Raw genomic sequence first — 10,462 nt, 5'->3', positions numbered from 1 at the left:
CACCTCGACCACCTCTACAGGTCGCGCGTCTTTGAGCGCGCCGGAGCGGACGCTGCGACGTACCGACACCCCGTCAGGACTTTCCTCCACGGGGAAGTCCACGAACAGGTATCCACCAGGCTTGATCGCCCCGTACATCCCGCTCAGATGTTCAACGAGATTACTGAATTCACTCGGGTCATCGACGCGACTATCCCAAGCGTCTGCGTACGCGAGGGAGTTCCCGCGACACATGATCAGCTCGAAGACTTGGGGGAACGCATGGGCCAGCTCGTTCCAGCGAAGCAGCAGCGGCTTCGCTGGAACACCCGCTGCGTCGGAGTTCGCGCAGAACTGCTTCAACATCTCGGCGCTCCCGTCCGAGCACACGATGCTGTGCCCGAGCTTGAGCAGCTCGATGGTGCCGAAGCCAGTTCCCACAGCGCAGTCCAGAACAGGTCCGCGAATGCTGAGCTGGTCCGCGAGTCCGACGAACTGCTCAACGAAGCTGGACGAGTCTGTGCACACGTGGAGGTAGGCATCGAGCACCTCAGCGGGGTGGAGGTCGGAGGTCATCCTCGCGCCACTTCATTCGCGTCCCGCTGGGACTGGACGATCCGCAGAACCGAGGGACGATCAACCTTGCTGTTGTGACGAACGTCAGCAGGCAGCGACGTGCTGAGCCTGACAACGATCGGTCGCGGCACACCTGCACGGTCAGCTTGAAGATTCAGAACGAACTCATCAACCTCTGCAACCGAATCGGCAGGGAGGACATAGAACAGTTCGTCGCTCGGCTCTGAGTACACGACCGCGCTAATGGAAGCTCCCGTCGCCATGTTCCACATCTGCTCCAGGGAATCCGGGTAGAGGTCACCGCCGCCTGCTATACGGATCACGTCCTTCTTGCGGCAGACGAACCAAAGTCGCCCTTCCTCGTCGATATACCCGAGGTCCGCTGTTCGATGCCAGACGCGTTCGGTCACGACATCACGTAGCTTCGCGTGACGCTCAACGTCGGGGCGGTGGAAGTACGTCCGCGTCACACGACTGCCCGTGACAACGATCTCCCCAACTTCCTTCGGCGGAAGGCTGAACCGATGAATTGAGAAGTCGCGCTCATCAAACTCGGTCGGGACAACCGCAACTGCCATCTCATCCGCCACAGCCCCCAACGGGACGCCCGCCCCTGCGTAGGTCCTCGTACCGGACAGGAACACGAACTCAGGCGCGTCGATGACCGTGATCGGCATGACCGCCTCGGTGCTGGCGAACGGAATGCGGACCGTTGTATTGGGCAGAGCGGCTGAGATGCGCTCAATGAGGCGTCCGCTGAGCGCAGAACCTGCCGTTGCCGCGATCTTGATCGGTGGAGCATCCCTACCCGATTCATCGAGGAAACGGACCATCCTGTCCCACACGAGCGGCGATGCGAACACGTAGTCACAACCATGCTCGACCATCTGAGCGTGAACCGACTCGATGGGAATCCGAAGTGGTTGCAATGTGGTTACATCGGGCAAAACTGCGGTGCGACCGATCGCAATGGCGACAAGCGCGAGGTGCGGGAACAGGCAGAACTCGGTCTTGATCTGGGTGGCCGCAGAATAGTAGCGAATCTGCGAGGCAAGTTCCCGCGACGCCCAGGGCACTCCCTTAGGGATTCCCGTCGTCCCGCTCGTGTACAGCATGAGAATCGGGTCGAGTACGTCACATGTGGGCGACCACCGCTGACCTATCTCGTCTGTGGTCGTGGCTGACGCAACACCCGTTGGGTCGAAGTGAGTCAGACCGAGCGTCTCATCTAGCTTGCTCGTCGTCACCCAGACTGTCGCCTGTAGCTCACCGATGCACTGCCTCAAGGTGTTCTCGGACGAGTTCGGGTCCAGCAGCGCGGGGGTGATGTTCTCGGAGAAAGCCCCGAAGCAGGCGACGACGAAATCCAGGTCGAGGGAGCCCGTTGTCACGACATTGCCCCCAGGTTCGGCACCCGAAGCGACCATGCTCCGCCCCGCGTCGGTGGCGCATACGAGCAGCTCGTGAAAGGACAGCGACCTTCCCGTCTTCGCTTCTATGACCGCTTCGTCGTGCGGTCGGTCCCGCGCCGACACTATTAGTGAATCCAAGAGAACGTTGCCCGTGTAGTGGTTCATTCCGCCCTTCGGTCGATCAACGTCGCTTGCCAGGGTGATGGGGCGACCTGATTGCCAGGGGGATGGCACTGGCCAGCCGGGATCACTGTGGCACGTTGCTGAGGATGCCTGTCGTCGGCGTCTGGGTCAAATTGGGGTCGGGTCTTGCACGGTAGAAAGGTCCTTCGATGACCAGGATCCCAAATCGACTCTGAACTGCGTATATGGGCAGACCGTGGGGGACAACCGCAGATAGTGAGATGGATCGAAGGGTTACTGGTTCAAGTCCAGTTGGGGGAGAAGGCAATACGGTGGGCCCGGTGCTACGGCATCGGCCCCCCTCTTGTTCTCGGCCGCCGGTTCAGGTCAGCAGCGGGGTCAGACGTTGGCCGGCCTCGCGCAGGGTGCCCAGGATGTCCTCGTGCTGCGGGGGCAGACCGTGGGGGAACAGCGCGACCAGGCCCGCCTCGAGCTCGTCGTTCGGACCGTAGATGGGGATCGCGATCCCGTCGCACCCGGCGGGTTGCCCGGTCGACACAGCGAAACCCGCCGCGCCGAGGGTCGATACGCGCTCCCACATCGCCGTCGACGGCGGTATTCCCGCCTCGGCGATGCCCGCCGCCAGTCGATCCTTCGCCGGTGGTGAGCCGGCGATGCTGTGCAGGACCAGCAGCCCGACCGGGTCCAGACCGGTGGGCCGGCCGGTGCGCAGCTGCGCCGGCATCGGGAAGTCCTCGTCCTCGTCGAGGGCGGCGATGTGCTGCTGTTCGAGCCGGAAGACGTGGATGCCCGCCCGGACAGTGCGTCGGAGCGAGGCCAGTTCGTCGCGCACGGCCCGCGGCATGCGGGTCGCGACGTTCGGTCCGGTCATCTCGCGCACCTTGCGCCCCAGCGCAAATCCGCGCAGGTCGGGCAGGCGGATCAGGTACTCCTCCTGCTCGAGCAGGTTGACGATCCGATAGGTCGTCGCGCGCGGCATCGACAACTCGTCACAGATGTCCTTGGCGGTGGTCCCCGGTCCGCGTCTCGCGACCACCTCCAGGACCGCCAATGCCGATCGGATGGCCTTGGGCTGCTTGGCCCGTAGATCGCCGTGACGGCGACCCTCCGATGTCATCCGTATCCTCCCAGGACGTCCGCCTGGACCGCGAGGTCGTACGAGCCGATATTCGCCGGCCGACCGCTGCGGCGCAGGCGGACGTGGAACGACACGAAGACGCCCAGGGACACCAGTCCGAAGGCGGCCACGCCGAGCCCCGAACCTCGGGTGATCTCGACCGTCAGATGCGTGACCAGGCCGAGGAGCAGGGCGACGGCCGCCGTCACCGCAACGATGACCGGCCGCGGCGTACGTTCGCCGACGCGGGTGAGGAAACGCGGCACCGACGCGCAGACCAGCAGGTAGGCCAGGATGAAGCCGGCCGCGGCCGCCACGATCGTCGTCTGCATCAACGGCCAGACGGGGACACCGAGCAGGAGCAGGACCACCGGCCCGACGGCGATCACCGGTACCGCTGCGCAGGCGGCGGGCCACGGCGTCCGCAAGCGGCGGTGGGTTCGACCGAGCGCCGTCGGGACCACCCCGTCGCGGGCCAGGGCCAGCAGCACCCGGGCCAGGGCGTTGGTATGGGCGATCGCCGCCGCCAGGAACGATGTCGCGACGATCGCGTCCACCGCGACCGCCGCCCAGTCCACACCGTAGGCGCGGGCGAGGTCGTCGACGGGGCTCGAACTGGACGTCAGGCTCTGGCCCACCGCGCCGAGCCCGACATCCTGACCGTAGGTGGCGAGCATGTAGAGGATGCCGGTGCCGATGACCGTCCAGGTCAACACGCGGGGCACCACGGCGCGCGGCCGGCGGGCCTCGACCCCCAGCGTGACCGCGCTTTCGAAACCGACAAAGGCGGTGATCGCCAGGGCCGCGCCGACCGCGACCAGGATCGGATCCGGCGGGGCGGAGAAGGCCATCCCCGGTTCCCGCCAGCCGACGCGGACGATCAGACCCACGACGAGCGCCAGGATGGCGGTCACCGCGATCGCCTCGATGACCAGGGTGATCCTCGTCGATATCCGGACACCGACGATCACGATCGTCAGGCAGGTCGCCGCCAGGATCAGCAGGATCACCGACAGCCCGGCCCCCGAGACCGGCAGCCCGGCGCGGGTGATCAGGTTGCCGATCGCTCGGCTGCTGCCCATCAACGCGAACGCCACGATGAACGCGTATCCGGCCAGCAGCGACGCCGCCACACCGAGCGCGAAGCGCGGACCGAGCCCGAGCGCGGTGAAGGTGTACAGGCCGCCGGGGGCGACGATGCGGCGGGCGAACTGATTGATCGAGGTCGTCACCAGCAGCATCACCGCGACCGCTATCAGCATCGCGAAGATCAGTCCGGAACCCGCGACCCCGGAGATCAGCAAGGGGAAGGTGGCGGCCACGCCGGCCGGTGCGACGGCGGCCACCGACTGTCCGAGGACGTCGACCGGGTCGAGCCGGCGGCGGTCGAGCCCCTGCATCGGGGAGGTCCGGGGGAGCCCGGCCACTCGCGGCGGGGCCAGTACCGCCCGGTCCAGAGCATCCATCGTCAACTCCTCGCTCCCGGCCGTACGCGCGCACCCGACAGTTCCTTTCGGTGGGCGCGTAACCGGGAAGCCTACGATGCAGCCGTTTCGCTCGTGTGCGCATCGGGGTGACGTCTTCGAGGGATCAAAATGAGACAACCGGCGACGGCGTATCTCGTTTTGAACGCCGGTGATCTTCACAGAAAGGCTGTCGAGACTTAACACCCGCAGGGAATCGTCGGTTCGTGAACGTCTCGGGATCCGATGGAGCCGCACAGCGAACTCCGCAGATCACCTTCTCCGACAGAGTATGTCGTCGTCAAGGAGTCCAAACATGAGCATCCCCACAGACAGTCGACCGTCCGTCGTGGCACCGGCGGTTGTCCATCCGCTGGAAGTGCTGACCGCGGCGGAGATCGACGCCGCCCGCGAGGTCGCCGAGGCCAACGGGCTGCTGTCCGAGACCACCCGATTCGTCTACGTCGGGCTGGCCGAGGCACCGAAGGACGAGGTCCTCGCGTTCAAGCCGGGCGACGACGTCCACCGGGTGGTCAACGTCATGCTGCTCGACCGCGCGACCGCCGTCGGAACCCTCGCCGATATCGACGTCACCGCCGGCGTGGTGGTCTCGTCGCGGGTGATCGACGCCGCCGAGGGGCAGCCGGCGATCCTGGACGAGGAGTTCGACGAGATCGAAGGGTGGTTGATCGCCGATTCGACGTTCCGCGCGGCCCTGGCCAAGCGCGGCATCGACCCGGCGAAGGTCCGCGCGGTGCCGCTGTCCGCGGGCAACTTCGGCAACCCGGACGAGCAGACCCGGCGGATGTGTCGGGTGATCGCGTTCGTGCAGAACGACGAGATCGATCTGCCCTGGGCCCATCCGATCGACGGTCTCGTCGCACACGTCGACCTGTTGGAGGGCAAGGTCTTCGAGGTCCTCGATCACCAGGAGTATCCGGTCCCGGCCGAGCGCGGCGAATGGAACGCCGCGCCGCACGGCGACGGCAAGCCGCGCACCGACCTCAAGCCGATCGAGATCACCCAGCCCGAGGGGCCGTCGTTCACCGTCGAGGGCAACAAGATCAGCTGGGCGGACTGGGAGTTCCGGTATACCTTCGACGCCCGCGAGGGGCTGATCCTCCACCAGGTGGGCTTCGCCGACGACGGGGTGCTGCGACCGATCCTCAACCGGGCATCGATCCCGGAAATGGTTGTGCCCTATGGTGACCCGCAGCCCGCCCGGTACTGGATCAACTACTTCGACCAGGGTGAGTACATCTTCGGGCGCTATACGAATTCGCTCGAACTCGGCTGCGACTGCCTGGGAGAGATCACCTACTTCGACGCGGTGATCGCGGACGAGAAGGGTCATCCCCGGGTGATCAAGAACGCGATCTGCCTGCACGAGGAGGACTACGGCGTGCTGTGGAAGCACACCGACATGTTCACCCCGATGGCCGAGACCCGCCGCCAGCGTCGCCTGGTCATCTCCTTCTTCCTGACGATCGGCAACTACGACTACGGCTTCTACTGGTACCTCTACCTGGACGGCACCATCGAGTTGGAGGCCAAGGCGACCGGCATCGTCTTCCCGTCGGCCTATACCGGTCCGGACGGGTTCGCCACCGAGATGGCGCCCGGCCTGGGCGCGCCGTTCCACCAGCACCTGTTCTGCGCGCGCCTCGACGTCGCGGTCGACGGGCACCGCAACTACGTCGAGGAAGTCGACGCGGTCCGCGTTCCGGTCGGGGAGAACAACCCGCACGGCAACGGCTTCCGGCAGCGTTTCACCCGACTGACCTCGGAGCTGCAGGCGCAGCGATTGGCCGACAACCTCCAGGCGCGGCACTGGATCATCTCCAATCCCGACAAGCAGAACCGCCTGGGCCGCAACGTCGGATACGCCCTCTACCCGGAGGGACAGCCGCCGCTGCTCGCGGACGAGTCGAGCGCGGTCTACAAGCGGGGCGCCTTCGGGCGCAACCACCTATGGGTCACCCGCTACGACCAGGCGCAGCGCTGGCCGGCGGGCGAGATCATCAACCAGGCGCCGGGTGACGACGGTTTGGCCGCCTTCGCCGCGGGGGACCGGTCGGTGGACGGCGAGGACATCGTGGTGTGGCATTCCTTCGGCCTGACCCACTTCCCCCGCCCCGAGGACTGGCCGATCATGCCGGTCGACTACGCGGGCTTCACCCTCAAGCCGGTCGGCTTCTTCGGCCGCAACCCCGCGCTCAACGCGCCGGTCGCCTCCTCCGGCCACGGCTGCCATCCGGCCGGCGGGTGCGAATCGGGCGCCGAGTGATGACCGCCCAACCGGTCGTCGGGCGGATCGGCGCGGTCCTGGCGGTGGTGTCGGTGGCGCTGCACCTGGCACTGGTCGCGTCCACGCCGACGGTGTGGATGGTCGTCATGCTCGCGCTGGCGGCGGTATGTCTGGTGTGCGCGTGGCATCTGTGGACCGCCCCCACCACCCGAACCTGGATTCTGGTGGCGATGTCGGGTGCGGCGATGCTCGTCGTCCACGCGGCGATGATGCGGCCGGGACCGGTCGATACGAGTCCGGCGGGACAGATGGGCGCCCACCACGGCGCGCACGGCGGCTCGGCGGCCGGCGGCATCGACGTGATGACGGCCGCGATGGTCGTCACCGCCGCCGAGGTGACGCTGGCGATCGTCGTCGTGGCGGCCGGCGCTCTCGCCCGGCGCGGCGGGCGACGGGCGATCGGCACGGGATCGCTCCGCACCGGACTGAGCGTCTGACGGCGGACCGCTTCGCCCCGCGGCAGGCTAGCTGCGGGGCGGGGCGGTGATCCGGGCGCGCAACAGCGCGACGCCGGGCCCGGTCAGTTCGTCGAGCACCGCCGGGCGGCCCACCATCGCCATCACCAGCGCCTCGCCGCGCCCGTAGACTTCCGGGCCGTCGCCGGCGACGAAGCCGACGTCCGAGGCGACAAACCGCAGACCGTGGGTGAACCGCCGGGGGCGGGCGAAGGGTTCCGGATGTCCGAGCACCTCGAGCAGGCGTTTGGTCTCGATCTGCCGGGGCCGGTTGAGGGGGCGCCGGATGTCCTGGTGGTGCACCATCGTGTCGGACAGCGAGACCCGCGGGGCCAGCAGCGTCGCCGGACCGCGCCCGATCCCGCACTCGAACATGTCGAGAAGTTCGGCCGGGGTATAGCGGCGATAGCGCTGCACCATCAGATCGTTCGTCCGGTCGACGTTGAAGCGGGCGCGCAGGATCGTGCCCGGATATCGCAGCACCTGCAGCGAGTCGTACAACAGGTGAGCGAGCACATCGCGCACCTGCCACCGCTCGCACAGCGTCGGACCCAGCCACTCCTCGTCCGAGAGGGTGCGCAGGAACGCGGCGAGTTCACACCGTTCCTCGGCCACCATCGAACGGATCCCCACGGCGGACACTCTATCCATGGAAATGTCACAGTCATCGCCGCCCAGCGGCGGGCGGCGGGACCGGCGTCCGGCCGGGGCCGATATCATCGCCCGAGGTCGCGTACGGCGACCTCGGGGGCGGTAGCTCAGTCGGTTAGAGCCGTGGACTCATAATCCATTGGTCGCGGGTTCGAGCCCCGCCCGCCCCACGTCAGGGCACCTTTAGGTGTCCGTCTCGTCCGTTGATCCATCACAAACCCATCACTTAAGGCATCGAGTACGTTCGCACGTCCCGGCGAACTCGCCCTCGTGTCATGTAGACGTCTTGCGTCATGGACACCCACGAGTGACCCAAGTGATCCGCCAACGTGCGTGCCGGTAACCCGGCATCGTCGCCGAGCGACGCCGCCGCCTTGCGGAAGCTGTGCGTCGTGACGTCCGGTAGCCGCACCTAGGGCGTGTCCTGTGAATATTGTGGCACTGGGTAGCGCATGATGCGTGTGTGGTTGGGCGTGGTGAACTGACCGATACGGCTTAGGCACGGATCGAGCCGTTGTTACCCGCTACGGGCGGTCGGGGTGGACAGTGGCGTGATCACCGGCAGGTGGTCAACGCGATCCTGTGGAAGCTGCGCACCGGCGCTCCGTGGCGAGACCTGCCCGAACGGTACGGGCCGTGGAAAACCCCACATGAACGGTTGCGCCGCTGGACCGCCGAAGGCACATGGGAACGCATCCTCGACCACGTCATCGTCAAAGACGACGCCGTCGGGAACGTCGAATGGACCTTCAGTATCGATTCCAGTTCCGAGCGGGCCCACCAGCATTCCGCCAGGGCCGGAAAAGGGGGCACCGCCACGGGGTGGATCGAACACCTCGCCGTCGAGGGGGAAGCACTCGGCCGGTCCGGCTGCGGGCTGACCAGCAAAATCCAGCTCGCTGTCGACGGGCGTGGTCTGCCGATGTCGGTGATCCTCACCCCGGGGCATGCCGGCGACAATCCGCAACTGTTGCCTCTGCTCGACCAGGTCCCGGTCGGTCGCGACGGGCCGGGTCGGCCACGTACACGCCCCGACCGAGTCCGGGCCGACAAGGCCTATTCCCACCCCTCGACCCGCGCCGCGCTGCGGCGACGCAAGATCGCGTTCACCAGCCCCGAGAAGAGTGACCAGATCTCCCGGCGCCGGGCCAAAGCTTCTCGCGGTGTGCGACCCACCAGCTTCGACCATCGGATCTAAGCACACCGCAACGTTGTGGAACCATGCTTCAACCGGCTCAAACAGTTCCGTGACCTCGCCACCCGCTACGCGAAACGGGCCGCGTACTACAGGGCGGAGATTCTTATTGCCGCTATCGTTCTCCGGCTCCGCCAGGATTCACAGGACACGGCCTAGTCGTAGTGCGTGTCTCTCCGGCCCGGATCGAGGGCGCGCCACACCCCGACCGCCGTCGATCCGGGGACGGTCCGCGCGGAAATCGACCGCCGTACCCGGTTCGCCCGCCGCCTCGCAGAAATCCTCCGATGACCAACCCGACCCGGCCGTAACCTCACCGAAGTCGTCGACACTACAAACCGCCGCATCAAAAGACGGCGGCCCACCCGGAAGGAACAGAACCATGGCCCTCAACCGCCCCGCCGTTCTCGCTGAAATCCGCGCAGCTGCCCGCGACGAACGTCCCGCACTACTCCCCGGCGCGGAGCTTGCCGGCGTCGACCTCTCCGGCGTCGACCTCTCCGGGGCGAACCTGACCGGCGCCGACCTCTCCCGCGCCGACCTCTCGGGCGCGATCCTCACCGGTGCATGTCTCACCGGCGCGTCCCTCTCCCGCGCCGACTTCTCCGGCGCGAACCTCGACGGCGCGTTCCTCAACGGCGCACACCTCACGAGGGCACACCTCACATACGCGGGACTGCATGACGCTAGCCTCAACGGCGCGCTCCTCACCGACGCGATCCTGACCGGGGCGATCCTGACCGACGCGATCCTCTCCGGCGCGGTCCTCGCTGGCGCAAACCTCGCCGGCGCGAACCTCTCCGGCGCGCTCCTCAACGGCGCGTTCCTCCCCGGCGCGAACCTCTCCGGGGCGAACCTGACCGACGTGTTTCTCTCCGGCGCGAACCTCACCGGTGCGAACCTCACCCGCGCGGACCTCGCCGGCGCGCTCCTCAACGACGCGGACCTGACCGACGCGGAAGGACTCGACCGATGAGCCGCTGCCACCGGGCGACCCCGCCCCACCGACCACCCCGCCCTGCTGTGCTACTCGCTGACCTCCGCTCAACCTAGGGGAGCGCCGAGCAATTGGCTAGCCGCGCCCGTGCTGTGCGCCCGGCTCGTTGACCAACATGATCAGCACCGTCCGGGCGCGGGCGAAGACCTTGCATGGAGCAACGCC

At 67.0% G+C, this 10,462-nt stretch carries 8 protein-coding genes, 1 tRNA gene and 1 pseudogene; 5 read left to right on the top strand and 5 right to left on the bottom strand.

Features of this window, described 5'->3' with window-relative positions:
• The 4 genes from MB1_RS12490 to MB1_RS12475 all read right to left on the bottom strand — a co-directional run.
• Positions 1-555 (bottom strand): class I SAM-dependent methyltransferase (locus MB1_RS12490; protein ID WP_157084038.1); only part of this gene is annotated, 555 nt, incomplete at its 3' end.
• A complete protein-coding gene (locus MB1_RS12485) occupies positions 552-2,132 on the bottom strand; it encodes an AMP-binding protein (protein ID WP_066907366.1) in 1,581 nt (526 codons plus the stop codon). The genes MB1_RS12490 and MB1_RS12485, both read right to left, overlap by 4 nt.
• 340 nt (positions 2,133-2,472) lie before the next feature.
• Entirely contained in the window at positions 2,473-3,228 is a 756-nt protein-coding gene (locus MB1_RS12480) for a helix-turn-helix domain-containing protein (RefSeq protein ID WP_084351640.1), read from the bottom strand.
• Positions 3,225-4,694: an APC family permease gene (locus tag MB1_RS12475; RefSeq protein WP_066907360.1), complete on the bottom strand. Its 1,470-nt coding sequence runs from the start codon at positions 4,692-4,694 to the stop codon at positions 3,225-3,227. Before MB1_RS12475 ends, MB1_RS12480 begins: the two co-directional genes overlap by 4 nt.
• A 313-nt stretch (positions 4,695-5,007) precedes the next feature.
• Here MB1_RS12475 and MB1_RS12470 point away from each other — a divergent pair, with 313 nt between their 5' ends.
• Both MB1_RS12470 and MB1_RS12465 read left to right on the top strand, forming a co-directional pair.
• On the top strand, positions 5,008-6,978 hold the full coding sequence (locus MB1_RS12470; RefSeq protein ID WP_066907358.1) for a primary-amine oxidase: 1,971 nt from the start codon (positions 5,008-5,010) through the stop codon (positions 6,976-6,978).
• Positions 6,978-7,436 carry a hypothetical protein gene (locus MB1_RS12465; protein WP_066907354.1) on the top strand — a complete coding sequence of 153 codons (459 nt, stop codon included), beginning with the start codon at positions 6,978-6,980 and terminating at the stop codon, positions 7,434-7,436. The genes MB1_RS12470 and MB1_RS12465 overlap by 1 nt, the downstream gene beginning before the upstream one ends.
• Positions 7,437-7,463: 27 nt before the next feature.
• Here MB1_RS12465 and MB1_RS12460 read toward each other — a convergent pair whose 3' ends face one another.
• Positions 7,464-8,087, bottom strand: coding sequence for a maleylpyruvate isomerase family mycothiol-dependent enzyme (locus tag MB1_RS12460; RefSeq protein ID WP_066907351.1), 624 nt, complete (start codon positions 8,085-8,087; stop codon positions 7,464-7,466).
• A gap of 114 nt (positions 8,088-8,201) precedes the next feature.
• On the opposite strand from MB1_RS12460, the gene MB1_RS12455 reads away from it, so the two are divergent.
• From MB1_RS12455 to MB1_RS12445, 3 genes and pseudogenes are all read left to right on the top strand, one after another.
• A tRNA-Ile gene (locus tag MB1_RS12455) sits at positions 8,202-8,275 on the top strand.
• Positions 8,276-8,610: 335 nt separating this feature from the next.
• Positions 8,611-9,459: pseudogene (locus MB1_RS25090) on the top strand (IS5 family transposase).
• A 223-nt stretch (positions 9,460-9,682) separates the two neighbouring features.
• Positions 9,683-10,276 (top strand): pentapeptide repeat-containing protein, encoded by a 594-nt coding sequence (locus MB1_RS12445; RefSeq protein WP_066907348.1) that lies wholly within the window; start codon positions 9,683-9,685, stop codon positions 10,274-10,276.
• Positions 10,277-10,462 lie beyond the last annotated feature (186 nt).

It is taken from the genome of Millisia brevis NBRC 105863, from assembly GCF_001552615.1.
In the GTDB taxonomy this organism is placed as follows: domain Bacteria; phylum Actinomycetota; class Actinomycetes; order Mycobacteriales; family Mycobacteriaceae; genus Millisia; species Millisia brevis.
This window is presented reverse-complemented; position numbering and strand designations above follow the sequence as displayed.

Coding starts and splice junctions, on each gene's coding strand:
- MB1_RS12485 (WP_066907366.1), bottom strand. CDS start 2,132: ATGAACCACTACACGGGCAACGTTCTCTTGGATTCACTAATAGTGTCG.
- MB1_RS12480 (WP_084351640.1), bottom strand. CDS start 3,228: ATGACATCGGAGGGTCGCCGTCACGGCGATCTACGGGCCAAGCAGCCC.
- MB1_RS12475 (WP_066907360.1), bottom strand. CDS start 4,694: ATGGATGCTCTGGACCGGGCGGTACTGGCCCCGCCGCGAGTGGCCGGG.
- MB1_RS12470 (WP_066907358.1), top strand. CDS start 5,008: ATGAGCATCCCCACAGACAGTCGACCGTCCGTCGTGGCACCGGCGGTT.
- MB1_RS12465 (WP_066907354.1), top strand. CDS start 6,978: ATGACCGCCCAACCGGTCGTCGGGCGGATCGGCGCGGTCCTGGCGGTG.
- MB1_RS12445 (WP_066907348.1), top strand. CDS start 9,683: ATGGCCCTCAACCGCCCCGCCGTTCTCGCTGAAATCCGCGCAGCTGCC.